General features: G+C 73.0%; 22 protein-coding genes and 2 pseudogenes. 7 read left to right on the top strand and 17 right to left on the bottom strand.

What is annotated here, in order from left to right; translation table 11 throughout:
- The 3 genes from E1298_RS24715 to E1298_RS24705 form a co-directional block, all read right to left on the bottom strand.
- On the bottom strand, positions 1-1295 hold a 1295-nt coding region (locus tag E1298_RS24715), incomplete at its 3' end, for a carotenoid oxygenase family protein (protein ID WP_131897219.1).
- A 79-nt stretch (positions 1296-1374) separates the two neighbouring features.
- Complete coding sequence (locus E1298_RS24710) at positions 1375-2040, bottom strand: permease prefix domain 1-containing protein (RefSeq protein ID WP_131897217.1); 666 nt, start codon at positions 2038-2040, stop codon at positions 1375-1377.
- The gene (locus E1298_RS24705; RefSeq protein WP_131897215.1) at positions 2037-2378 is read right to left on the bottom strand and encodes a PadR family transcriptional regulator; all 342 of its coding nucleotides are present in this window, start codon (positions 2376-2378) and stop codon (positions 2037-2039) included. Before E1298_RS24705 ends, E1298_RS24710 begins: the two co-directional genes overlap by 4 nt.
- Positions 2379-2458: 80 nt before the next feature.
- On the opposite strand from E1298_RS24705, the gene E1298_RS24700 reads away from it, so the two are divergent.
- Complete coding sequence (locus E1298_RS24700; RefSeq protein ID WP_131897213.1) at positions 2459-2911, top strand: hypothetical protein; 453 nt, start codon at positions 2459-2461, stop codon at positions 2909-2911.
- Positions 2912-2915: 4 nt separating this feature from the next.
- Complete coding sequence (locus tag E1298_RS24695; RefSeq protein ID WP_131897211.1) at positions 2916-3170, top strand: DUF3817 domain-containing protein; 255 nt, start codon at positions 2916-2918, stop codon at positions 3168-3170.
- On the opposite strand, the gene E1298_RS24690 is transcribed toward E1298_RS24695, so the two are convergent.
- Entirely contained in the window at positions 3158-3613 is a 456-nt protein-coding gene (locus E1298_RS24690; protein WP_131897209.1) for a MarR family winged helix-turn-helix transcriptional regulator, read from the bottom strand. The genes E1298_RS24695 and E1298_RS24690 overlap by 13 nt on opposite strands.
- An 88-nt stretch (positions 3614-3701) precedes the next feature.
- On the opposite strand from E1298_RS24690, the gene E1298_RS24685 reads away from it, so the two are divergent.
- Positions 3702-5198 (top strand): MDR family MFS transporter, encoded by a 1497-nt coding sequence (locus E1298_RS24685; protein ID WP_131897207.1) that lies wholly within the window; start codon positions 3702-3704, stop codon positions 5196-5198.
- Here E1298_RS24685 and E1298_RS24680 read toward each other — a convergent pair whose 3' ends face one another.
- The 5 genes from E1298_RS24680 to E1298_RS24660 all read right to left on the bottom strand — a co-directional run bounded on the left by E1298_RS24680 (position 5199) and on the right by E1298_RS24660 (position 9398).
- Complete coding sequence (locus E1298_RS24680) at positions 5199-5975, bottom strand: ABC-2 transporter permease (RefSeq protein ID WP_131897205.1); 777 nt, start codon at positions 5973-5975, stop codon at positions 5199-5201. It abuts the gene before it with no gap.
- Positions 5972-6886 carry an ABC transporter ATP-binding protein gene (locus E1298_RS24675; protein WP_131897203.1) on the bottom strand — a complete coding sequence of 305 codons (915 nt, stop codon included), beginning with the start codon at positions 6884-6886 and terminating at the stop codon, positions 5972-5974. Before E1298_RS24675 ends, E1298_RS24680 begins: the two co-directional genes overlap by 4 nt.
- A 101-nt stretch (positions 6887-6987) precedes the next feature.
- Positions 6988-7668, bottom strand: a complete 681-nt coding sequence (locus tag E1298_RS24670) for a response regulator transcription factor (protein ID WP_131897201.1) — start codon at positions 7666-7668, stop codon at positions 6988-6990.
- A gap of 38 nt (positions 7669-7706) precedes the next feature.
- Positions 7707-8117, bottom strand: a complete 411-nt coding sequence (locus E1298_RS24665) for a pyridoxamine 5'-phosphate oxidase family protein (RefSeq protein WP_243725777.1) — start codon at positions 8115-8117, stop codon at positions 7707-7709.
- A gap of 51 nt (positions 8118-8168) precedes the next feature.
- Positions 8169-9398 (bottom strand): sensor histidine kinase, encoded by a 1230-nt coding sequence (locus E1298_RS24660; protein ID WP_131897197.1) that lies wholly within the window; start codon positions 9396-9398, stop codon positions 8169-8171.
- A gap of 111 nt (positions 9399-9509) precedes the next feature.
- Between E1298_RS24660 and E1298_RS24655 the strand changes: the two genes are divergently transcribed.
- Complete coding sequence (locus E1298_RS24655; RefSeq protein ID WP_131897195.1) at positions 9510-11090, top strand: alpha/beta hydrolase; 1581 nt, start codon at positions 9510-9512, stop codon at positions 11088-11090.
- Positions 11091-11108: 18 nt separating this feature from the next.
- Here E1298_RS24655 and E1298_RS24650 read toward each other — a convergent pair whose 3' ends face one another.
- Positions 11109-11744: a hypothetical protein gene (locus E1298_RS24650; RefSeq protein WP_131897193.1), complete on the bottom strand. Its 636-nt coding sequence runs from the start codon at positions 11742-11744 to the stop codon at positions 11109-11111.
- Positions 11745-12012: 268 nt separating this feature from the next.
- On the opposite strand from E1298_RS24650, the gene E1298_RS24645 reads away from it, so the two are divergent.
- Positions 12013-12243 carry a hypothetical protein gene (locus tag E1298_RS24645; RefSeq protein WP_131897191.1) on the top strand — a complete coding sequence of 77 codons (231 nt, stop codon included), beginning with the start codon at positions 12013-12015 and terminating at the stop codon, positions 12241-12243.
- A 42-nt stretch (positions 12244-12285) separates the two neighbouring features.
- Here the strand turns inward: E1298_RS24645 and E1298_RS24640 are convergent, their stop codons facing one another.
- The 6 genes and pseudogenes from E1298_RS24640 to E1298_RS24615 form a co-directional block, all read right to left on the bottom strand.
- Positions 12286-13467, bottom strand: a complete 1182-nt coding sequence (locus tag E1298_RS24640; RefSeq protein ID WP_243725776.1) for a L,D-transpeptidase — start codon at positions 13465-13467, stop codon at positions 12286-12288.
- A 210-nt stretch (positions 13468-13677) separates the two neighbouring features.
- The gene (gene pgl, locus E1298_RS24635) at positions 13678-14457 is read right to left on the bottom strand and encodes a 6-phosphogluconolactonase (protein WP_131897187.1); all 780 of its coding nucleotides are present in this window, start codon (positions 14455-14457) and stop codon (positions 13678-13680) included.
- Positions 14458-14720: 263 nt separating this feature from the next.
- A pseudogene (gene opcA, locus E1298_RS24630) lies at positions 14721-15632 on the bottom strand (glucose-6-phosphate dehydrogenase assembly protein OpcA); the annotation flags it as partial.
- Entirely contained in the window at positions 15632-17158 is a 1527-nt protein-coding gene (gene zwf / locus E1298_RS24625) for a glucose-6-phosphate dehydrogenase (RefSeq protein ID WP_131897183.1), read from the bottom strand. The gene zwf and the pseudogene opcA, both read right to left, overlap by 1 nt.
- 164 nt (positions 17159-17322) lie before the next feature.
- On the bottom strand, positions 17323-19137 hold the full coding sequence (locus E1298_RS24620) for a hypothetical protein (protein WP_131897181.1): 1815 nt from the start codon (positions 19135-19137) through the stop codon (positions 17323-17325).
- Positions 19134-20780, bottom strand: a complete 1647-nt coding sequence (locus tag E1298_RS24615; RefSeq protein WP_243725775.1) for a phosphoheptose isomerase — start codon at positions 20778-20780, stop codon at positions 19134-19136. Before E1298_RS24615 ends, E1298_RS24620 begins: the two co-directional genes overlap by 4 nt.
- 9 nt (positions 20781-20789) lie before the next feature.
- On the opposite strand from E1298_RS24615, the pseudogene E1298_RS24610 reads away from it, so the two are divergent.
- Positions 20790-21449: pseudogene (locus tag E1298_RS24610) on the top strand (ROK family protein); the annotation flags it as partial.
- 56 nt (positions 21450-21505) lie between these two features.
- Here E1298_RS24610 and E1298_RS24605 read toward each other — a convergent pair.
- Entirely contained in the window at positions 21506-22057 is a 552-nt protein-coding gene (locus tag E1298_RS24605; RefSeq protein WP_131897177.1) for a hypothetical protein, read from the bottom strand.
- A gap of 384 nt (positions 22058-22441) precedes the next feature.
- Here E1298_RS24605 and E1298_RS24600 point away from each other — a divergent pair, with 384 nt between their 5' ends.
- Positions 22442-23140 carry a hypothetical protein gene (locus tag E1298_RS24600; RefSeq protein WP_131897175.1) on the top strand — a complete coding sequence of 233 codons (699 nt, stop codon included), beginning with the start codon at positions 22442-22444 and terminating at the stop codon, positions 23138-23140.
- Positions 23141-23321 lie beyond the last annotated feature (181 nt).

The following is a 23321-nucleotide window of genomic DNA, read 5'->3' as shown; positions in this document are numbered from 1 at the left end:
GCGGGGAGGTCGGTGGCGTCCAGGACCAGGAGCCGGGAGGCCGAGCCGTCGCGGGTGGTGGCGATGGCCATGAGCCAGCCGTCGTCCTCGGCCCGGGCGTCCGCGGCGGGCGCGAAGACCGCCTCGCCGACCACCGTGTCGGGGCCGAGGTCGTAGGCCGTGGTGGCGCCCGCGGCGTCGTACTTGACGATCGCGCACGTGTCCTTGCTGAGGGGCTCGGTGCCGGTGACGGTGTAGGTGTGGCGGGACGGGCGGCCGACCAGGTCGTCGTTCACCGTGGGGAACTCCACCGCGCGGTCGTCGAGCGGGGTCTCGGCCGCGGCGCCGGTGGCCGGGTCGAGCGTCCAGCGGTGGAGGTGGGCGCGGCCGACGGCGGGCGCGGACGCGTCGGGCGGGGAGACCATGCGCGACAGCAGGCCCCACAAGGAGGTGAACTCCTCCCTGGTGTACCGGACGGCGTCCAGGACGATCCGGCCGCTGGGGTCCTCGTGCGCGTTGGCGACGTGGAAGACGAAGCACGGCTCGATGTCGAACCATTGGACGGGCGCGTCCGGGCGGTCGTGGCGCATGACGCCGAGCCTGGCGCCGTAGGCGTCGTCCCACCCGTAGGGCATGCCCTTGTCGACGAGCTGGAGCTGGAAGGTCATCGGCAGGTCGAGCCAGACGACGTGGTGCGCGGTGATGGCGAAGTCGTGCATCATCGTGCCCGCGGGCACGTGGATCTCCCGGCTGTGGACGAGGTCCCCGGCGGCGTCGAGCCGGTGGTAGGTCAGGTACGGCGGGCGCATGCCGTAGCCGAAGAAGTGAAGGTCGCCGGTGGACGGGTCGCACTTGGGGTGCGCGGTCATGGCCGTGGTCAGCCGGCCGCCGAAGTCGCAGGCGCCGACCGTCTCCAGGTCGGGGGTGACCTGGTGCGGGAAGCCGACCTCGACGAGCGCGAGGATGCGGTCGGCGTGCCGCATCACGTGGGTGTTGGCCGACGGGGCGGTCAGGTCGAGCCTGCCGCCGGGCCCGACGAACGGCCGGCCGTGGAACCGGCCCGTCCGCACCCAGCGGTTGCGGTACCACTCGGCGCGCCCGCCGCGCAGCCGCACGCCGTGCAGCATGCCGGGCCCGGTCTGGAGGTGGCCCGCGGCCTCGCCCGGCAGGACGTTGGGGCCGTTGCGGATGTACCGCCCGTCCAGCTCGGGGGGCAGGGCGCCCGTGACGCGCAGGTCGCGGGCGTCGATCTCGTCGGGCACCGACCTGAGGTGGCCGGGAAGGCCGTAGCGCGTGACGGTATCGGCGTCGATCATGGGATCCCCGTGGACCGGACGGCACCGGGCGCGCCGAGGGCCCCAGTCTGCGCCGCCGCCCGCCGGGTTGTCAGTTCATTTAAGGCGTGGCGGAGGGCAGCCGCGCGCAGCGGCGGCAGGCGCGGGCGGAGGCCGCCACCATGCCGTGGGACGCGGCGGTGAGGGCGCCCGCGAGCACCATCGGCGTCCAGTCCCCGGCCAGGGCGGAGGCGGTGACGAGGGCGACGCTCGCGACGGCCATGGCCAGGCTCGCGGTGGTGCCCGCCCAGGCGACCGCGAGGGGCAGCCGGCGCGGCGTCGGCAGGCGGCGGCCCGGCGACCCGGTCGCGGCCAGGGTGGCGGCGGCGAGCAGCCCGGCCGCGGCGGCGACCCCGGCCAGGTGGACGGCCAGCAGCCGCAGCGGCCAGTACGGGTCCGGTCCGGCGGTCCGGACGAGGAACCAGCAGGCGATCAGGAACGGGACGGTGAGGGCCGCCGTCCGCGCGGTGTGGCGGGCCTGGGCGATCGTCAGCTCCCGCTGGCACCCCGGGACGAGCTCGTCGGCGGTCCCGAACTCGCGCACGGCCCGGCGGGCGGCGTGCCGGTAGGGCGTCCCGTCGCCGGTGTGCGCCGCGACCGTGTCGCAGAGGCCGCCGCGGATCTCCTCGACCAGCCGGGCCTTGTCGCGGGACGGGCCGTGCAGCGCCGCTTCGAGGGCGGTGACGTAGTCCTCGATCGGGTCGGCGTCCTGGCCGACGGCGCTCATGTGGCGGGCCGGGGCGACACGGCGGGGTCCAGGACGGAGCCGATGGCCGTCGTGAACTCCTGCCAGGCCGTCCGCTCGGTGGCCAGGCCGCGGCGGCCGGCGTCGGTGAGCTCGTAGCACCTGCGCCGCCGCTCGCCCGACGACTGCCAGCTGCTCCGCAGCAGGCCGAGCCGCTCCAGCCGGTTCAGGGCCGGATAGATCGTGCCCGTGCGCAGCTCCAGCGCCCCGCCGCTGCGGTCCTGGACCGCGGCGATGATCGCGTAGCCGTGCAGCGGGCCGGATTCGAGGACGGCCAGCAGCAGGCCGTCCAGGTGTCCGCGCACCGCGTCTGCCCTCATGGGTACCCAGCCTACTCAAGACGGGCGTAGGCGTGGTACCTATTGGCAGGCAACACATCTGCTTTCGGGAGGTTCCCGCAGTGACCAAGCTGCTGCTGTCCGTGCACGTCCTGGCGGCGATCCTGGCGGTCGGGCCGATCGCCGTGGCCGCCTCGCTGTTCCCCCGCTACGCCCGGCCTTCGGAAGGGACACCGGGAGGAGGTGAGACGGCCGTGTTCCTGCACCGGATCTGCCGCGGCTACACCGTCGTCGGTGTCGCCGTCCCGGCGTTCGGGTTCGCGACGGGTGCCCGGCTCGGCGTCCTCACCGACGCCTGGCTCATCGCGTCGATCGTGCTGACGGCGATCGCCGCGGCCGTCCTCGCGCTGGCCATCCTGCCCGGCCAGCGCCGCCTGCTCGCGCCGCCCCCGGACGCGGCCGGGCTCCGGCGGGCGGCGGCCCGGCTGGGCGCCGTCACCGGGGTCTTCAACCTGCTCTGGGCGATCGTCGTGGTGCTGATGATCGTCCGCCCCGGCTCCACGACGGGGGCGTGACCCCGTGCGCGCGCTGCGGATCGCGGCCGCCGTCGAGGCGCTCTCCCTCGCCGCCCTGCTGGTCAACCTGGTCACCGTGCACGTGCAAGCGGTCTCGTCGCTGCTCGGTCCGCTGCACGGCACCGCCTACCTCGCGATCATCGTGCTCACCCTGACCGGCCCGGCCGCCGCCGCGCCGGGCGCGCGATGGCGCTCCGCCGTCCCCGGGGTGGGCGGCCTGCTCGTCCTGCGGCGGGTGACCGCGCGTCAGCCTTCGTAGGTGTGGACGAAGCGGGCGAGGAGCCGGGCGAACTCGGCGCGCTCGGCGTCGGTCCAGCCGCCCATGGCCTTGGCGAAGTGCTCGTGGCGGGTGCGGCGGGTGGCGTCGACGACCCTCCGGCCCGCGTCGGTGAGCTCCAGGTGGATCCGGCGGCCGTCCTCCTGGGACGCGACGCGGCGGACGTAGCCGAGCTTGACGGCCTCGGCGACGATGCGGCTGCCGCGAGAGGCGTCGACGCCGAGGCGGGCGGCGACCAGGCCGACGCTCATCTCCTGGCCCGCGTCGTCCGGGCCCTCGTCGATGACGTCCACCACGTGCAGGACCTGCACGTCCACCGGCAGGTTGTGCTCTCGGATCGCGGCCTTGCCCAGCCGCTGGCGCGACATGCCCCGCCGCAGCCTGACCATGCTCCGCTCGACGGCCTCCACTGCCTCCTCGCTCATGCCGCCCAGTCTAGCGGCACCCTGTTGCGCGGCTCATATGCATGCGTTTAGCATTTAACTGCTAGACGCATCTATATGAGGAGCGCCCATGGTGATGGAGACGCCGGTGATGAGCCACCGGCATCGGCTCGCGGTGTTCGGAGGGCTGATGCTCGCCGGGCTCATGTCGTCCCTGGACGCCACGGTGCTCGGCACCGCCCTGCCGACGATCGTGGGGGACCTCGGCGGCCCGGACGGGCTCGCCTGGGTCTCCACGGCGTACGTGCTGGCCACGAGCGTCGCGGTCCCGCTGTCGGGACGGCTGGGGGACCTGTTCGGGCGGCGGCCGATCCTGCTGATCGGCCTCGCGGGGTTCCTCGCGGGCTCGGCCGCGTGCGGCGCGGCGCAGTCGATGGGCTGGCTCATCGCCTTCCGAGGCGTCCAGGGCGCCGGGGCGGGCTGCCTGCTGAGCGCGATGTTCGCGGTCACGGGCGACCTGTTCGAGCCGCGCGAGCGGGCGAGGTACCAGGGCTACTCCGCGCTGACGTTCGCGGTGTCCAGCGTCGCCGGGCCGCTGATCGGCGGGTTCCTCACCGACCACGCGTCCTGGCGGTGGGTGTTCTACGTCAACCTGCCGCTCGGGGCGGTCGCGCTCGCGACGGTGCTGCTGTTCCTGCGCCTGCCCAAGCCGGACCGCAGGCCGCGCATCGACTACCCAGGCATCGTTCTGCTCGGCGCCGCCGTCACCTGTTTCACCCTGCTCACGAGCTGGGCCGGGACGCGCTACGCCTGGGGCTCGCCGGCGGTCCTGGGCCTGGCCGCCGGAGCGCTCGCCCTGTTCACGGTGTGGATCCTCGCGGAGCGCCGCGCCGCCGAGCCGGTGATCCCGCCGAGGCTGTTCCGCGACCGTTCGTTCAGCGTGGCGTGCGTCGTCGCGGCCGTGGGCGGCGCCACCGGATTCGGCCTCGCCACGTACCTGCCGATGTTCTTCCAGGTCGTCGGGGGAGCAGGGGCGACGCGGTCGGGCCTGCTGCTCCTGCCCATGATGGCCGGGCTGGTGGCCGCCTCGATGGGCGCGGGACGGTACATCGCCCGTACGGGGCGCTACCACCGGCTGCCCGCGGCGAGCATGGCGGTCAGCGCGCTGGGCGTGGCGCTGCTGGCGACGATGGACACCCGCACCGGGCCGGTCGCGGCGGGCCTCTACATGGCGGTGCTCGGCTTCGGAGCCGGGCTGTCGCAGCAGGTCGTGATGCTGATCGCGCAGAACGCGGCGCCGCGCGCGGATCTGGGGGCCGCCGGCTCCGGCGTGTTCGCGACGCGGATGCTCGGGACCGCGGCCGGGATGGCGGTGTTCGGCGGCATCGTGTCCGGCCGGTTCGCTGAGGAGGCCGACGGGCGCGTCCTTGACGGGCAGGTCCCCGCGTTCGAGGACGCCGTCCGGCCCGAGGTGCTGCACACGCTCCCCGGGCCGGTCCAGGACGGTGTCGCCGAGGCGTTCGCGGCGGCGTTCTCCGACCTGTTCCTCATCAGCCTGCCGCTTCTGGGCGTGGGCCTGGTCGCGGCGCTGCTGCTGAGGAACGTCCCGCTGGCGCTGCGCGAGTGACTACTTCACCTCTCTGCGGGCCAGCCGCACGGCGCCCAGGACGAGCGGGATCAGCAGCCACACCGAGAGCGAGGTCGCGATCCGCGCCCATTCGTTCGCGGTGACCCCCTGGTTCGACAGCGACTCAAGGGTCCGGTTGGTGTCGAGCCAGCCGGCCGGGCCCTTGAGCCTGTGGACCATCTCGCCCAGCGTCGTCCAGAGCGTGGGCAGCAGGAAGTACAGGACGATGGCGAGCGGCGGGTTCATGAACAGCATCCCGAACGCCACGCCCATCGCCACCAGGACCACCGCGGCCAGCAGCGTCGTGCCGACGAGGGAGGGCGGCAGCGACCAGGAGCCGCCGGAGCGTCCGAGCAGGCCGCCGGCGGCGCGTCCCAGCACCGACACGACCAGCCCGGCCGCCACGAACACCGCCGCCAGGCATATGCCGCCCAGGAGCTTGGCGACCAGCACCCGGCTCCGTCCGGGGACGAGGGTGAACGTGGCCAGCGCCGTCCGCTGCGACCACTCGCTCGTCACCGACAGGATCCCGAGCACGGGGATCAGCAGGGCCACCCCGACCTGGGACACGCTGAACATGTCCGCGAGGGACTGCTCCTCCTTGGGCGCCGCGAACAGGAAGACCGGCATCAGCGCCACGGCCGTCAGCACGATGAGGACCAGCAGCAGCCGTCCCGCGCGCGTGTCGACCATCTTGCGCAGCTCGACGGCGGTGAGCCGCGACAGGGGCGGACGGGCGGGCTCGGACAGGGCGGTCACGGTGGCTATGGCGGTCACTGGAGGACTCCTTCGCGGGCGGGCTCGGGGCGCGCCCCGGTGGTGAGGTTCAGGAAGAGCTCCTCCAGGCCGCCCCCGCCGGCCTGGCCGAGCTCCAGCAGCACCGCGCCCGCGGCGGCGGCCGCGCGCCCGACCGCCTCGGCCGGGGCGTCCACGAGGAAGGAGCCGTCGGGCTTGGACTGGAACCGCAGGCCCGCCGCCGCGAGCGCGGCGTCCAGCGCGGAGCGGTCCAGGCCGCGCGCGAGCGTGCCGCCGGGCGCGGCGAGCAGGTCCTCCTTGGAGCCCTGCGCGGCGATCCGGCCGCCCGCGATGACGACGAAGCGGTCCGCGACCGCCTCGACCTCGCGCAGCAGGTGGGAGGAGAGCAGGACGGTGCCGCCCCGGTCGGCGAAGTCGCGCAGCAGCCCCCGCATCCAGAAGATGCCCTCCGGGTCCAGGCCGTTCGCGGGCTCGTCCAGGATGAGGACGCTCGGGTCGCCGATCAGCGCCTGCGCGATGCCGAGCCGCTGCCGCATGCCGAGCGAGTAGCCCCCGACCCGCCGCCGCGCCGGCTTGCCCGCCAGGCCGACCAGGTCGAGCATCCTCCCGACCCGGTCCTGCCCGATCCCGGTGATCTGCGCGGTCAGCGCGAGGGTCTCGCGGCCGGTGCGGCCGGAGTGCTGGGCGGCGGCGTCCAGCAGCACCCCCACGTGCCGGCCCGGGTTGGCGATCCGGCCGTACGGGACGCCCTTGACGGTCGCCGACCCCGACGACGCGCGGGTGAGCCCGCAGATCATCCGCATGGTCGTGGACTTGCCGGCACCGTTCGGGCCGAGGAACCCGGTGACGGTGCCGGGCGCGCAGTGGAACGAGACGTCCTCCACCGCCGGGACGTCCCCGTACCGCTTGGTCAGGCGTTCAACACTGATCATGCCTCCAGCGTCGCCGCCGGAGGGGCGGCGGCGCAGCGGCCGATGGTCCACGCCGCCGCGACCGAAGTCGATCCCGCCCGAGCCGACCGCTAGCCGACCGGCTAGCCGCGGTCGGCGGGGTCGGCGATGGCCGCGTCGTGGACGAGCAGCGCGATCTGGACCCGGTTGTTCAGCTCCAGCTTGGTCAGCAACCGCGACACGTACGCCTTCACGGTCGCGACGCTGAGCGACAGTTCACGGCCGATCTCGCCGTTGGTCTTGCCCTGCCCGACGAGCGCGGCGACCGCCCGCTCGCCCTCGCTGAGCCGCGCCAGCAACTCGCGGGCGCGGTCGCGGCGCGGGTCGACGCCGGACCCGGCCACGTAGGTCATCATCTTGCGCATCACCGCGGGCGAGACCATCGGCTCGCCCGCCGCGACCTGCCGGATCGCCCGGACGATCTCCGGCGGCGGGGTGTGCTTGAGCAGGAAGCCGCTCGCCCCGGCCCGCATCGCGCGCAGGATGTGGTCGTCGGTGTCGAACGTGGTCAGGATGATGATCTCGGGGGGCTCGCGGCGGGCGCGGAGCCGCTCGGTCGCCGCCAGGCCGTCCAGCCGCGGCATCCGGATGTCCATCAGCACGACGTCGGGCCGGTGCTCGTTGACCGCGGGCACGACCTCGGCGCCGTCGGCGACGTCCCCCACCACCTGGAGGTCGTCGGCGCCCGCCAGCATCATCGACAAGCCGGCGCGGACCAGGGCGTCGTCGTCCACGATGAGCACGCGGATGGGCGGTGAGTCCATCCCGTCACTCTACGGGCCGGGCCGCCCCCGGATCATCGTCACGGCGGGCTCAGCCGGCGGCCGCTGACGTCCGAGGCCGTCAGCCGGAACCACGCGTCGCGGTCGCCGCCCGGCCAGGGGTCGACGCGGACCGCCTTGTCGCGCTCCTCGTCCGACAGCCGGTGGGCGCCGCCGCGCAGCAGCACGCTCCACCCCGACCGCGTCGCCGTGTCGATGCTGTCGACCTCGAACGCGGCCCTGACCTGCCCGCCCGTCACGGCGGTCAGCAGGCTGCGGTTCAGCCTCCCCGACACCGACGTCCGGAACAGCACCGACTCCCCGTCGACGGCGTAGTTGACCGGGACCACCGCGGGGCCCTCGCCGTCGTCGAAGGCGACCCTCCCGACACCGCCCGGGGCGATCAGGCGCAGGCACTCCGCGCGGTCCAGCTCTTCCAGGGCGGGCTGCATGGACGACTCCATGGTCTCCCCATGCCCCCCTGCCCCGGGAGCATGCGCCGATCAGGAGGGAAGGGGCAGGTCGGCGCGCAGGCGGAACAGCCCGTCGGCGGTCCGGCCGTGCTCCAGGCCGCCGCCGAGCACCGACACGCGCTCGCCGAGGCCGACGAGCCCCGCCCCGGCACCCGGCAGCGGACGCGGCGGCGGGCCGGGCGGCAGCGCGTTGACGATCTCGATGGTCAGCGCCGTCCCGTCCCGCACGTCCAGGGTGACGCGGACGTGCGCGCCGGGCGCGTGCTTGCGCGCGTTCGTCAGCCCCTCCTGGACGATCCGGTACGCGTGCCGCCCCACCCGCGCCGGGACCGCCGGGGACGCGGGGACGCGGTCGTCCAGCGTGATGTGCGCCCCGGCCCGCCGGGACTCCTCGACCAGCCCGGCCACGTCCGGGAGCGTCGGCTGGGGACGCTCGGGATCGGTGCCGGGCGAGTCGTCCCGCAGCACGCCGATCACCTCCCGCAGGTCCTCCATCGCCTCGTACGCGCTCTGCCGGATGATCCCGGCGGCCTCCCGCTGGTCGGCGGGCGCGTCCGGGCGGAACTCCAGCGCGCCCGCGTGCACCGCCAGCAGCGAGATGCGGTGCGCGAGCACGTCGTGCATCTCCCGGGCGAGCCGCTCGCGCTCCAGCAGCCGCGCCTCCTCGACGCGCAGCCGCTGCTCGGCCTCCGCCGCGCGGGCCCGCTCCTTCAGGGACGCGATGAGCTGCCGCCGCGACCGGACGAGCATGCCCGCGGTGACCAGCACCGCGTAGATCAGCCCGAACACCAGGAGCCCCTCGCGGAAGTCCTGGTCCGACAGCGGCGCGATCCAGAACACGCCGAGCAGCACGAGCATGTTCGCGGCCGCGACCAGCGCCGAGGTCCGCCACGGCCGGTGCACCGCGACGGAGAACACCGCGAGGGCGGCGGTGCCGAGCATCGTGGCGGCGGTCACCTGCCCGAGCATCGCCGCTACCGCGATCTGCGCCGGGTACCGGCGGCGGTACAGCAGCAGGAGAACCCAGGAGACCGTGCCGATCGCGACGTCCCGGTAGACGTTGATCTCCTCGCCGTCGGGGAAGTCGCTCCGCGACGCCTGGAGCATGACCAGGCCGAACGCGACGGCCGCGGCCGTGACGGCCGCGTCGCCGGACCAGTCGCGCCATGATCGCCGGAGAGTCACCCGGTCAACGCTACCGAGCCCGCCCAGGACCGGCAGCAGGCGCAGGTCGGGGGAGGGCCCGACTTTGGTCGGCACCGGGTCCGTACATGGGGTCTGCACCAGTCTCCGGCGTGCCGCTGGCCCGAGCCCCGTCCGGGGTGGCCGCCGCAATGCGCCGGGGCCGTCCGCCGCCTAGCGTCGGAGGACATGACGACCACTGAACCCAAGCGGCGCGCGGGTGTCCGGCGGGCCGTCGCGGTGGCCGCGGCCGGGGCCGCGGTGACGGGGGCCGCGCTCGTTCCCGCGCCCGCCCACGCGAAGGCGCCGTCCGCGGGCGGGGGCCTCGGACGCTTCTACGGGCAGCAGCCGACCTGGAAGGACTGCACGCTCGGCCCGGACGACCAGGTCGGCCGCGAGCTGGACGAGGCGGGCGCCCGGTGCGCGGACGTGACCGTCCCGCTCGACTACGCCCGGCCGGACGGCCGCACGATCACCATCGCGATCTCGCGGCTGGCCGCCGCCGACCGGGCGCACCGGATCGGCACGATGATCCTCAACGGCGGCGGGCCCGGCCCGGCCATCGACATGCCGCCCTTCATGCGGGCGCTGATGGGCAAGGCCGGGCCCCGCTACGACCTGATCGGGCTGGACCCGCGCTCGCTCGGGCGCAGCGCGCCCGTCGACTGCGACTGGCCCAGCGGCACCTGGATCAAGTCGGCGGGGGAGTCCCGCCGCTCGTTCGTCCGCGCGGTGGCGTTCGCCAAGGACCTGGCCGGACGGTGCGCGCGGACGAACGCCGGCCTGCTGCCCCACATCAGCACCCGCAACATCGCCCGCGACATGGACATCGTCCGCGGCGCGCTCGGCGAGCGGAAGATCTCCTACAACGGCGGGTCGTACGGCACCTACCTCGGCGGCGTCTACGCGGCGATGTTCCCCGGGCGCCTGGACCGCACCGTCCTCGACAGCTCGGTGGACCCGGCGCGCTGGAACCCCCGCCTGCTGATGGGCACCGAGTCCGCCAACGAGCACGCGCTCGCGGGCTGGGCCGCGTGGGCGGCGAAGCGGAACGCCGCCTACGGCCTCGGGGACACGCGCGAGGAGGTGCTGGCCACCGTCCGCGGCGTGATCCGGGCGTCGGCCCGCGAGCCGCTCAAGGTCGGCCGGCACCGCGTCGACGACGGGTTGGTGCCGGTGGTGCTGTTCAACCGTCTCGACTCCGACGAGGACGAGCCGCGGGCCGGCCTCGCCGCGTCCGTCCAGGTGCTCAGGAAGGCCGCCGTGGACGGATCCGCCGAGCCCACCAAGGACCTGGACGAGGAGCTGACGTTTCTCCTGACGGGCGCGGAATCGCGCTACGGCAGCGGCCAGAGCGCGATCCTGTGCGGGGACGTGGCGGCGCCGCGCGATCCGGAGGTGTACTGGCGCGACGTCCAGCGGCACCGCAAGGACAGCCCCTTCTTCGCGGGGGTCACCTACAACATCAACCCGTGCGCGTTCTGGCCCGTCCAGCCCGCCGAGAAGCCGACCGAGATCGGCGGGGCGCTTCCCGCGCTGATGGTGGCCGCGACCGGTGACACCCGCACCGACTACGCCGGCAGCCAGGGGCTCCACCGCCTGCTCGGCGGCTCGCGCATGATCACGCTGCCCGCGGACGTCCACGCGCCCTACCAGAGCGGATACCCGAACACGTGCGTGAACGAGCGCGTCAACGGCTACCTGGCCACCGGCACGCTCCCCGCCCGCGACCTCACCTGCGCCCCCGAACGCCCTCACGGGAGTACATAGTCGACGGAGAACCGCGCACTACGGCAGGCTCTCCTTCCACGTAACGGTCACGTCGATCCTGTCGGCCTCTTCACAGCCGCCGGGAAGTTCTCGAATCCTGTAGTCGCCGTGGTCTGATTTCAACGCCAATAGAACTCGGTTGCACCCTTCGGACGCGAGCACCACGGTGATGGTATAGGGAGTCTCGTTGTCCCCTTCGTTGCCCATCGGCTGGTTCCGCACTCCCCAGCGCCCGTTCTTCGAGACGGCGGGAGCCGGTTTCTCGGCATACGCAAAGTAGAGGTAGCCGCTGTCATAATCGCGATCGAACACCCAACCGTACTCGTTTTGCAGCCCGCACGCTTCGCCGACGATTGACACGCCCTCTGGTCCGACGATCTTGGCCCCGTTCTTGGGGGACAGTACTCGGAGCTTCTTCGCGCACGTGCTCGTGGCGGCAGGAGCTGTGGGCGAAGACGTCGGCCGTGCCGCTGACCGGCTGGGCTTGGGGTCCTTGTCCTTGCTCGCATCCTTGTCGGAGGAGTTGGCGCTGATGATGGCGAAAATGCCGGCGACCACAGCGGCGAGCACCCCGGCCAGAATAGTGAAGGTGCCGCCGATGATGGCTATCCGCGTTCCTTCTGACTGGCCTGCGAACCAAGTCTTTAACCCCATTCTGGAAGGCTATGGGTGGATCAGTAACGAGTGGGGCAACTTCCAGTTACGGTCATCTATCACCTACTCGTGCTCGACGCCCGGGCGTCGACGTTATCAACGGTGATCAAATGTGCCGCATGTCGATCAGGCGCCGGCATGTCAATTGCTGCGAAAGCCGTTGATTGATTGACAATGGGGTGGGTAAGCGGTAGAGTGAAATATTACTAGCGGGTAGATATGAGCCTCGTGTTTTGCCGGACATCGAGAATGAGGGATTGGACGGCCGGTGGCCCACGACGTCGAAGACCAGAACGCCAGGAGAGGCATCCGCATGGCCGCGGTGATGGCCATTGGATCGTCCATCATGCTCGCCGTGACGGCCGCTCTGGAGCGAGCGCTCGGCGCGGACGAGGCCGGGCGTCTTACCTTCGTGGTGGCCGGCTGTGGTGCGGTCGGCGCACTCGGCGGTCTTGGCGTGGGGCTCTGGATCCGCAATAGGAATCGCTCGCGCGGTTAGTCCGGCCCGCCGCCGGGCGTTGCTCTTCGCCTGGCGGTCCGCTCAGCCGAGCGGGCCGCCGGTGACGGGAGAGCCGACCGCGCTGCCCTTCAGCCACTCGTCCCAGGACTTGGCCCACGGCGTCGGGCCGTTGCCGAACTGCAGCGTCCGCGTCGTGCCGGTCACCTTGATGACGTCGCCCCGGTTGGTGAAGTTGTAGAACCATTTGGCGTCGCCGGGCGGGGCGTTCACGCATCCGTGGCTGACGTTGGCGTTGCCCTGCGAGTCGGTCGACCAGGGGGCCGAGTGCACGAACGTCCCGCTGTAGGTCATCCGGACGTTCCAGTTCGTCGGGGTCCGGTACTCGCCGGGTTCGCCGGTGGTGGCCGAGTCCATGACCATGTGGGGCGTCTTCTCCTGGGCGATCATGGTGCCGCTGTAGCTGTCGTGGCCGGGCTTGCCGAGGCTGACCTTCATCGTCCGGACGGTGGAGCCGCCGTCGGTCACCGTCGCGCGGTGCTGCTTGGCGTCGATCGTGGTGATGTGCCGGGGGCCGACGCTGAAGGTCAGGGTGCGGTCCTTCATGCCGTACATCCCCTCGCCCGCCTTGAGGCCCGCCAGGCGCGCGACGACCTTCACCTTCTCGCCGGACGGCCAGTAGTCGCGGGGCCGGAAGTCGACCTCCTTGTCGCTGATCCAGTACCAGGCGCCCTCGACCGGCTTGGACATGCGCACGTCGAGCGCGCGTTCCACCGCGACCTTGCCCGCCTTGGTGGCCACCGGGCGCGACAGCAGCAGCTGCACCGGCATCCCCACGCCGACGGTCTCGCCCTCCAGCGGCGACATGCCGGCCTCCAGCTTCTTGGCCGGGGTCAGCGTGGTGAACGTGGAGGTCGCGGTGACCTGCTTGCCGCCGTCGCCGGTGCCCTGCGCGTTCACCGTGTACGTCGTGGCGGGGCGCAGGTTGCGCGCCGACTTCCAGGACTTGCCGTCCGCGGCGAGCCTGCCCTCGGCCTTGAGGTTCTTGCCGTAGGTGAGGGTGACGCCCGTCAGCTTGCCCTTGTCGGCCGTGACGGTGACCGGCTGCTCGGGCGCGACCCGCTTGGTGCCGGTCGAGGGCGAGATGGCCAGCTTCGCGGCGTCGCCCTCCTTGGCGCCGCCGGAGCCCTTGCCGTCCCCGCCCCCGGACGAGCATCCGGCGGCCGCGATGGCCACCGCCCCGATGATCGCCGCACTCGCCGTCACCGGCCGACTCCTGCGCACCACGGAACTCCTCATCGCTCGGCGGACTTCCTCGCTCAAGGGTATGCACGGTTCGGCGCAGGAAATGCCGAAGATCGGGATCCCGGTCCGTCTTCGCAGGCCGGGGGCGCCGCGCGGCGCGGCCTCGCGCGCCGCGCGGTGTGATCGGTCACACCGCGCGGCACCGGCGACGCGTCAGGGTGAGGCGGTGTGTCAGGGCGAGGCGATCCGCTCGATGCCGGGAGGCAGCTCGGACGCGGCGGCGCGGTCCAGCAGGAAGAGGGTCCGCTGCCGTCCGCGCGCGCCCGCGACGGGAACCTGCACCGGGCCCGCCTCCGACAGCCCGAGCCGGACGGCCTTCGCCTTCGACGCGCCGGCCGCCAGCACCCACACCTCGCGCGCGGCGTGCAGGGACGGCAGCGTCAGCGAGATCCGGGTCGGCGGCGGCTTGGGCGCGCCCCGCACCGCCACCACCGGGCGCTCGTCGTACAGCGCGGGCATCTCGGGGAACAGCGACGCGACGTGCGCGTCCGGCCCGACGCCCAGCATCAGCACGTCGAACGACGGCACCGGGCCGTGGTCCTCGGGACGGGCGGCGGCGCGCAGCTCGGCGGCGTACCGCCCGGCGGCGCTCTCCGGGTCGTCGCCGTCCGGGCCGTCGGACGGCGGCATCGGGTGCACGCGCGCCGGGTCGAGGGGCACGTGGTCGAGCAGCGCCTCGCGGGCGCCCGTCTCGTTGCGCTCCGGGTCGCCCGACGGCAGGAACCGCTCGTCCCCCCACCAGATGTCCAGGTTCCGCCAGTCGACGGCGTCGCGCGCGCCGGTGGCGGCCAGCGCGGCGAGCACCGCCGTGCCGGCGCCGCCGCCGGTCAGCACGATCGACGCCGAGCCGCGCGCGGCCTGGACGTCCACGATCCGGGTCACCAGCCGGGCCGCGGCGGCCTTGGCGAGCAGGTCCTGGTCGCGGTGGACCAGGACCGCGGGGGGCGTCACGCGTCCCCCGCCGGCTTGCCCCGCGGCGGCTTCTTCGCGGTCGGCTTGTGCGCCGCCGCCTTCGCCGACGACTTCGCGGCGGCCTCCGCCGCCGCTTCGGCGGCGGCCTGGGTGGCGGCCTCCGCGCCGGACGACTTCGCGGCGGACGACTCCGGCGCCGCGGGACGGCCCGCCCGCGCGGCCTCGTCGCCGGCCGCCTCCGTCCTCGCCGCGTCGGCGGTGGCCGACACGGGCTCGTTCGCCAGGCCCTCGTCGGTCGTGCCGCCCGCCAGGTCCTTGGCGAACCGGGACGCCGCCTCCTGGTACACCTCGTCCGGGTCCAGGCGGCGCAGCTCCTCGGCCAGCAGCTCGGCCATCGGGCGCCGCATCAGCGCCACCTGCCGGTCCGGCTGGCCGGGACGGCACAGCGTCGCGACCCGCCCGTCGGGCCGGTCCACCACGATGTCGCCGCCCGTCGTGACGAGCCGCACCCCGGTGATGCCGGGCCCCTCGGAGACCGTCCGGTCGACCGCGACGCCGAGCCGGATCGACAGCCACGCCGCCAGCAGCTCCGCGCTCGGGCTGTCGGGCTCGGCGACGACCTCGCCCGACACGATCTCGTCGTGGTCCTGGTCGAGCGCGGCGGCCAGCAGCGACCGCCACGACGTGAGCCGCGTCCAGGTGAAGTCGGTGTCGCCCGGACGGTAGCCCTCGGCGAGCTGGGCGAGCGTGCCGAGCCGGTCGCGGGCCGCGTAGGAGTCGGTGACGCGGCGCTGCGCGAGCCGCCCCAGCGGGTCCTTGGCGGGCACCTTGGGCACCTTGCCGCCCGGCCACCACGTCACCACGGGGGTGTCGGGCATCAGCAGCGGCACGACCACCGAGTCGGCGTGCTCGGCCAGCGGCCCGTACATGCGCAGCAGCACCGTCTCGCCCGGGCCGGTCTCGCCCATGCGGATCTCGGCGTCCAGCCGCGAGGAGCTGCCGCGCGGATCGCGGGAGATGACGGTCAGCACCCGGCACGGATGCTCTCGCGCCGCCTCGGTGGCCGCGCGGACCGCGTCGTACTGCGCCGACTCGTCGGTCACGATGATGAGGGTCAGCACCATGCCGACGGCCGGGCCGCCCATCAGGTGCCGGGCCTGGGTCAGCGCCTCCTGGATCCGGCGGGTCGTGGTGCCGGCGAGGTCGATGTTCATCAGAGCCGCCTCCAAGAGCGTCCGTCGCGCGCCATCAGCTCATCGGCGCTGTCGGGCCCGTAACCGCCGGACTTGTACTGGTCGAGGCTGCCCTTGCCCGCCCAGTACGAGGTGATCGGGTCGAGGATCTTCCAGGACAGCTCGACCTCCTCCTGCCGGGGGAACAGCGGCGGATCGCCGATCAGCACGTCCAGCAGCAGCCGCTCGTACGCCTCCGGCGAAGCCTCGGTGAACGACTCGCCGTAGGCGAAGTCCATGTTGACGTCGCGGATCTCCATCGAGGTGCCGGGCACCTTCGAGCCGAACCGCACCGTGATGCCCTCGTCCGGCTGCACCCGCATCACCAGGGCGTTCTGCCCGAGCTCCTCGGTGTCGGTGTGCGAGAACGGCAGGTGCGGCGCCTGCTGGAACACCATCGCCACCTCCGTCACCCGGCGGCTGAGGCGCTTGCCGGTGCGCAGGTAGAACGGCACCCCCGCCCAGCGGCGGTTGTCGATCTCCAGCTTGATCGCGGAGTAGGTCTCGGTGCGGGAGTCGGCGGGGATGCCGTCCTCATCCAGGTAGCCCTGCACGCTCACGCCGCCCTGCCAGCCCGCGGCGTACTGGCCGCGCGCGGTGGACAGCTCCAGGTCGCCGGGCACCCGCACCGACGACAGGATCTTCGCCTTCTCCGCGCGGACGGCCTCGGCGCTGAACGACGTCGGCTCCTCCATCGCCGTCAGCGCCAGCAGCTGCAGCAGGTGGTTCTGGATGACGTCGCGGGCCGCGCCGATGCCGTCGTAGTAGCCGGCCCGGCCGCCGATGCCGATGTCCTCGGCCATCGTGATCTGCACGTGGTCGACGTACGAGCGGTTCCAGATCGGCTCGTACATCGCGTTGGCGAAGCGCAGCGCCAGGATGTTCTGCACCGTCTCCTTGCCGAGGTAGTGGTCGATCCGGAAGATCGACTCCTCGGGGAACACGCGGTGGACGGTGTCGTTGAGCTCCTTGGCGCTCGCCAGGTCGTGGCCGAACGGCTTCTCGATGACGACCCGCCGCCACTCCCCATCGCTGCGCTCGGCCAGCCCGCTGCGCTGGAGCTGCTCGACGACCTGCGGGAAGAACTTCGGGGGGATCGACAGGTAGAACGCGTAGTTGCCGCCCGTACCGCGGCTGTCGTCCAGCTCCTTGACCGCCATCGCCAGCGCGTCGAAGGCGCCGGGATCGCTGAACTCGCCGGGGACGAAGTGCATGCCCTCGGACAGGTGCGTCCACACGTCCTCGCGGAACGGGGTCCGCGCGTGGGCCTTGACCGACTCGTAGGCGATCTGGCGGAAGTCCTCGTTCTCCCAGTCGCGCCGCGCGAAGCCGACCAGGGAGAAGCCGGGCGGCAGCAGGCCCCGGTTCGCCAGGTCGTAGATGGCGGGCAGGAGCTTCTTGCGCGACAGGTCGCCGGTGACGCCGAACAGCACGAGCACGCACGGCCCGGCCACCCGCGGCAGGCGCTTGTCCCGCGGGTCGCGGAGCGGATTGGCTGTGGTGGTCACGTGGCGGCCCCCTCTTCTCGCACTGCTGCTTCTGGCACGCTGCCTTCCTTACTGCCCTTACTGCGCATCCTGCTATGCCCACGCATCCTGTGTTGACTCCGTGTCCCATGGCCACGCGGTGTCCCATGACAACGCGGAAGTAGGTGTCGCCGCCGACGGCGCGCTCATGCCCCTCCTCGGGCGGAGTCGAGCAGCCGGGCGAGTCCCGCCCAGCGGTTCCGCAGATGCAGCCGGACCACCGGACGGCCTTCCCCGCAGGCGGCGCGGGCCTCGCCGAGGGCCCCCGCCAGCTGCAGCGCGCCCAGCCGGTGGTGCCGGTCCGGGACCGGCACGTCGCGGACGACGTTACCGGTCACCATCAGGTATACGCCCTTCTCCCGAAGATCATTCCCGAACGCGGGGTAACGAGACCCCCAACTGACGGTTACAGGGCGGGCACAGCGGGCGGCGAGCAGCGCGGCCAGCCGTCCGACCTGCGCGCCCTGCCCGCGCGCCTCGTCCGGATCGAGGTAGGCGACGATCGCGAGGTGCTCGTCGGCGCCCACCCGGGCCGCCAGCGCGTCGAGGACCGGCGCGAGCCCGTCCGCCTTCCCCGGGCCGGGCCCGGGTCCGGTTCCGGTCCCGGGTCCGGGATCGGACGCGGCGTCGGCGTCGGCGCCGGGCTTGGCGAGGGCGTCGGCGAGGGCCTGGTCGGTGGTGTGCACCTCGACGGCGCGGCCCGGGTCGCCGACCACGAGCAGCGGCGCGCCCGCCGGCTCGTCCAGGGACGGCGGAGCCGCGCGGTCCGGCGGCGCGAGCGGGTCCAGGTCCAGCAGGTAGGCGGCCACGGCGGCGGCGTACTCCCACAGGACGAGTTGGGCGGCCAGGGGACCGGAGACGGTGGCGTCGTCCTGGTGCGGACGGCCGTCCAGCGTCACCAGGAACAGGTCGTCGGCGGGCACGATGGGCAGGCCGCCGCCCTGGACGACCGGCAGGAGCCGCCCGTGGACGGCCTCGCGGAGCAGCAGCGCGATCCACGCGGCGAGCCCGGGGAACGCGGCGGAGTAGCCGCCCAGCACGGCCGTCCCCCGCCCGGCGCGCACGGCCCCGCCGAGGATCGCGCCCAGCACGAGCCCGGGATTGTTCTCCGGCCGGGTGAGCGAGGGCAGGACGGTCGCGGCCTCGTCCAGCAGGGTCGCTATGTCGACGCCGGCGAGGGCCGCGGGCACCAGCGCGTAGGGGGACAGGGCGCCGAACGCGGTGGCCGCCGGAGCCTCGATCACCGCGTGCCCGGCCTCCGCCGCGACCTCGGCGGCGGGCCCGCCGGGCGCCGCCACCGTGACGAACCGCCGCGCGATCTCGTCGGGGGACAGGTCCAGCGCGAGCAGCATCCCGTGCAGGACGCGGCGCAGCGTGTCGGTGCCGGGGTCGTCGCCCGCCACCACGACCAGCGTCCGGCCCAGCCGCTCCGGGTCGTCGCCTAGCCGCAGCAGCGGGCCCGGCTCCAGCCCGTCCAGGACGGTCAGCGGCGAACCGGTCGCCCACGGTCCGCCGGACGGCCGGAAGCCGGTGGCCGACAGCACCGGCCCGTGGGCCGGGACCGCGCGGGCCCTGGCGGCCTCCTCGGACTTTTCGGCCTCGGCGGTCGCGGCGGCCTCGACGGCCAGCGAATGGCGGACGATCGCGTCCGCGGCGCGCGCCGGGGCCCCGCCCCCGAGCAGCGCCACCTCCGTGAGCCCGTCCTCGCGGGCCTGCGCGCGCAGCCCGTCGGCACGATCCAGGATCGCGCGCGCCGACCCCGGCTGCCCCGGCCAGCACAGCGCCCGGCCCTCGGCCTCGGCGGAGGCCGACGCGGGCCACAGCTGCGCGTCCTCGGACGCGAGCCGCACGGGCACCTGGTCGATCCAGAGGCGGCCCAGCACGCGTTCGGCCGCCTCCCGGAGCGCGCCCCGGGCGGTGATGGCCGTCTCCCCCGAGACGACCGCCGTGAAGCCGGTCACGGTCTGCGTCCCGCTCCCGCCACCGCTCGCACGGCCTCGGTGAGCCGGCCCGCACCCTCCACCGGGTTGCGCAGGTGCAGCCGCAGGACGGGCAGCCCGCGGTTACGCAGCGCCCGGACCTCACCGAGCGCGCGCGCCAACCGGAGCTTGGCCAGGCCATAGGGACGGCCCGGGATGGGGTGCGCGGCGAGCGCGTCACCCGGGGTGGGCTCGCCGGTGATGACGAGGAACGCGCCGTTGCCCGGACCGTCCTTGTGGATGGGACCGGTGGCGTGCGGGTAGGCCGGACCCGGCCCGTACACCACGGGCCGTCCCGACGCGCGCGCGAACGACGGCGCGAGGTAGCGGCCGGAGAAGTCACCGGACAGGTACGTCACCACCGACAGGTAACCGCCCTCGGGCACGGCCCCGGCCAGGCCGCCGAGCACCGTGAACAGGTCGGCGCCGGGCGGCCACGGGAAGTCGGCGTGCACCTCGATGTCGTCCTCCACGTACACGGGCGGATCGGCGGCCAGTGGACCGGTCCCCGCCGTGCGCAGCAGAGTCGCCGCGTCGTCCTCCGCCTCCTGCACGACGGTGCTGCCCGCCTCGAACGGGTTGACGCCGAGCAGCCAGCCCGACACCGCCGCCGCGTACTCCCACAGCAGGAACTGCGCGCCGAGCGGCGCCCACACCGAGGTGTCGGCGTCCTCCGTCGCCGCCGACCGCGGGTTCAGCGCCACGCCGTGCACGTCGGGAAAGTCGCCCCGGACGCCGGGCGGCTCGAACGCCAGGATGCCGCGGCCCCGCTTGCCGGTGCCGACCGCCAGCAGCTGCGAGATCCAGGCGCTCAGCGCCCCCGTCCCGGCCGCCTCGCTCAGCACCACCTTGTCGCGGGCGATGCCGCCCGGGCCCTGCTGGGCGCACCCGCCGAGGATCGCGCCGAGCAGCAGGCCCGGGTTGTCCTCATCCTTGGACAGCGACGGCACCAGCGACGCCGCCTCCTCCAGCAGCCGGTCGGCGTCCGCGCCCGCCAGCACCGCGGGCACCAGCCCGTACGCCGACAGCGCGCCGAAGTGCCCCGGCAGGTACGGGTCGGTCAGCCCGATCCGGTAGCCGCACTGCCGCGCGAAGTCGTGCAGCGGGCTCCCGTGGTCGGTGACGACCAGGAACCGCCCCGCGATCTCCCGCTCGGACAGGCCGCGCTCGCGGAACGCCCCCGCGAAGATCCTGCGGTAGGCGTCGCCCTCCAGGGACACGCCCGCCTTGCTCGACAGCACGACCAGCGTCCGGTCGAGCCGCTCCAGCGCGAACGCCAGCGCGGCCGTGTCGCTGCCGTCCAGGACGGTCAGCTCCCCGGCGGTCCCCCCGTCCTGCCGCCCGGCGAGGGCGGGCGCGTGCGCCTCCACGATCGCCTGCGCGGCGAGGCTCTCGGCTCCGACGCCGATCAGCACGATGTGGTCGAGGCCCGAGTAGCGCGCCTCGGCGACCAGGCCGTCCACCTGGTTCAGCAGGCCGCGGGAGGCGAACGGCAGGTCGAGCCAGCCGAGCCGGCTGTGGTCGACCGCGCGCCTGCCCCACAGCCGGGGGTCCTTCGCGGCCAGCGCGCCGGGGACGCCGCAGCTCACGAGGTAGTCCCTCGCCTGCAGCGCCGAGTCGAGCACGTCGCCGCGCGCTGGAACGGGGTGGAGGTCGTCCCCCCGGTCTCCGAGCGGTTCGGCGTCCCCGTGTTCCTCGACAACGAGGTCAACGCCGCCGCCCTCGGCGAGCACCAGGCCCATCCCGGCGTCCGCGACCTGCTGTTCGTCAAGATCTCCACCGGCATCGGGGCCGGCCTGATCGCCGGCGGCCGCATCCAGCGCGGCGCGCTCGGCGCGGCCGGCGAGATCGGGCACGTCCCCGTCCCGGACGGCGGCGGCCACCCCTGCCGCTGCGGCAACCTCGACTGCGTCGAGGCCGTCGCGGGCGGCACCGCGCTCCTCGCCCGCTCCCCCGCGGCCGACCTGCCCGGCCTCGCCGCCCTCGCCCGCTCCGGCGACGCCGCCACCGTCGCCCTCCTCCGCGACGCCGGCCGCCGCATCGGCGAGGTCGTCGCCACCGCCGTCAACCTGCTCAACCCCGCCGTCGTCGTCCTCGGCGGCGACCTCATCGGCGCGGACGAACCGCTCATCGCCGGCCTCCGCGAGGCCGTCTACCAGCGCTCGACCGTCCTCGCCACCCGCACCCTGCGCATCGAGCCAAGCCGCCTCGGCGAGTCCGCCGGCCTCACCGGCTGCGCCGCCATGGTCCTCGACCGCATCCTCGCCCCCGAAACCCTCGACACCGCCCCCTGACCCACACGCCGAACCGGCCGGCCCCCGAAGGGAACCGGCCGGACCCGCGAAGAAATTCAGAGCTTCGCGGCCTTGTACTCCACGTACTCGGTGTACGGCGCCTTGAAGTTGAAGCCGCCCTTCGTCTGCGTCTTGCAGTTGCTGTAGACGTGGTAGACGTACCCCGACGCCTGCTGCAGCCGCCAGCCCCGCGTCGCGGTCATCTTGTAGCCCTTGCGCACCTTGACGGTGTCGGCGTAGCCCTTCCTGACCGTGTACGTCTTGTCGACTCCCGCGTTCACATGCGCCTTGATCTCGGAGAAGATCAGCGCCTTGAACGTGGCCTCCACCCCGCCGGAGACCTTCCAGGTCGTGGACTCGGTCTTCTCGAAATGCACCTGCCGCGTGATCACATCACGCGTCCTGTTGTAGATGACGTCCCGCTCGCTGATCTTCTTGGTCGTGGACTTCGATGTCACCTTCGCCTTATTGACCGGCTCGCAGTACGGAGACGCGGCCTTGACGGGCGCGGCCGCCGAACCATGGGAGGAAGAGGTCGCGAACGGGACGGCGGCCAGACTGCCGATTCCCACCGCGGCCGCGACCGACAGGGGTACGAGCTTGCGCATGATCGCCCTTTCTGAGGCAGAGAATTCCGCGTTACCGGACTTCCTGATGCCAAGAAGCTATGGACACCGCCCCCACCCCCTCTAGGGCCCAAGGACCCCAACCAACACCCCCGGGGACCCTCCCCGAGGCGATCTGGTGGTCCGTCCGCAGCGTCACATCGCACCACGCGTTCACCGCGTCCTTCTCGTCCTCCGACCACGACGCGAAGGCCATCCGGTCCAAAGCAAAGATCTTGGACCGGTAGATGCGGAACGAGGAACGGTAGACGACCCCATCGGGCTTCCGCTATCTTTTCCATGCAATTGACATTCCTCGTCAGCATTGGTGACACAGGGGGTATTGGATGCCGCTCGAACCTCTGGCGACAAGGACGGGACGCTCGTATGAAAGAGGTTGAGGTCGTCCGATCGGCGCTCCGTCATGCGGTGAAGGCGTGGGGCAGGAACCTCCGGGCGTTCGACGGGATCGGCTCTCCGGGTGATCTACGGGTTGTTGACGACACTCGCCTCGGCGGCAGGCCGGGCCTTGCATTGATATGTGCGATTCCTGTTGTCATGTCGATGGCAAGCGCATGCTCTGATTCCGGGAAGGATGAGTCTCCAGCGGCTCTCACAGACACCAAGGTCACGGTTCCTGACCCCTGTGCACTGATCAGCCCGTCACTTGCCGATTACCTTGTCGGGGCCTCCATCGGGAAGAAAGGGGACGGCGCGAGGAACAGCGCCACCCCCGAGTGCACCTGGGAGAACCGCGGCTTCGTGGACAAGTCCCGAAAGCAGGGCGAAATCGCCGTTCATGTCGTCGCGCAATTGAAACGGCAGACGCAGGGCGACCAGTTTCTTCAGGCCAGGACCAGCTACACCGCATTCACATCCGGAAAAGAATGCCAAAAGCTCGATTCGGTGGCTTCAGAGACTTGCTGGTATCACCAGCCGAATGGCACTCTCGGAGTCGTCCTATGGAAGGACTACAGGGTCGTCTGGGTGAACATTACGGCCACCGGGTCACCGGGCCTTGCTCCGAAGGAGCTGGCGAGATCAGCCAATCGCGTGGCAACGGACGTGTCAAACGGGCTCCCGTAGACGGTTGCCGAACTCAGCACGGAGCAGGCCGCGTTAGGTCATTGCGTGCTCCGCGCGGGCTGTGGAGCGAACGTGGGGGCGTCGGGGTCGTCTGGGCGGAGGGTGATCTCGCGACTTCGTGGTCTGCGGGCCGGAGGTGGTGTTCGACGATGACGCCGGCCGGGGCGTTCGGGGTGGGGGT

This window comes from Actinomadura rubrisoli, assembly GCF_004349215.1.
Taxonomy (GTDB): domain Bacteria; phylum Actinomycetota; class Actinomycetes; order Streptosporangiales; family Streptosporangiaceae; genus Spirillospora; species Spirillospora rubrisoli.
The sequence above is the reverse complement of the archived record's forward strand: the minus strand, read 5'-3'. Positions and strand labels throughout refer to the sequence as shown.

Coding starts and splice junctions, on each gene's coding strand:
- E1298_RS24675 (WP_131897203.1), bottom strand. CDS start 6,886: ATGATCAGTGTTGAACGCCTGACCAAGCGGTACGGGGACGTCCCGGCG.
- E1298_RS24655 (WP_131897195.1), top strand. CDS start 9,510: ATGACGACCACTGAACCCAAGCGGCGCGCGGGTGTCCGGCGGGCCGTC.
- E1298_RS24685 (WP_131897207.1), top strand. CDS start 3,702: ATGGTGATGGAGACGCCGGTGATGAGCCACCGGCATCGGCTCGCGGTG.
- E1298_RS24665 (WP_243725777.1), bottom strand. CDS start 8,117: ATGCAGCCCGCCCTGGAAGAGCTGGACCGCGCGGAGTGCCTGCGCCTG.
- E1298_RS24690 (WP_131897209.1), bottom strand. CDS start 3,613: ATGAGCGAGGAGGCAGTGGAGGCCGTCGAGCGGAGCATGGTCAGGCTG.
- E1298_RS24710 (WP_131897217.1), bottom strand. CDS start 2,040: ATGAGCGCCGTCGGCCAGGACGCCGACCCGATCGAGGACTACGTCACC.
- E1298_RS24705 (WP_131897215.1), bottom strand. CDS start 2,378: ATGAGGGCAGACGCGGTGCGCGGACACCTGGACGGCCTGCTGCTGGCC.
- E1298_RS24670 (WP_131897201.1), bottom strand. CDS start 7,668: ATGGACTCACCGCCCATCCGCGTGCTCATCGTGGACGACGACGCCCTG.
- E1298_RS24605 (WP_131897177.1), bottom strand. CDS start 22,057: ATGCGCAAGCTCGTACCCCTGTCGGTCGCGGCCGCGGTGGGAATCGGC.
- E1298_RS24650 (WP_131897193.1), bottom strand. CDS start 11,744: ATGGGGTTAAAGACTTGGTTCGCAGGCCAGTCAGAAGGAACGCGGATA.
- E1298_RS24600 (WP_131897175.1), top strand. CDS start 22,442: ATGAAAGAGGTTGAGGTCGTCCGATCGGCGCTCCGTCATGCGGTGAAG.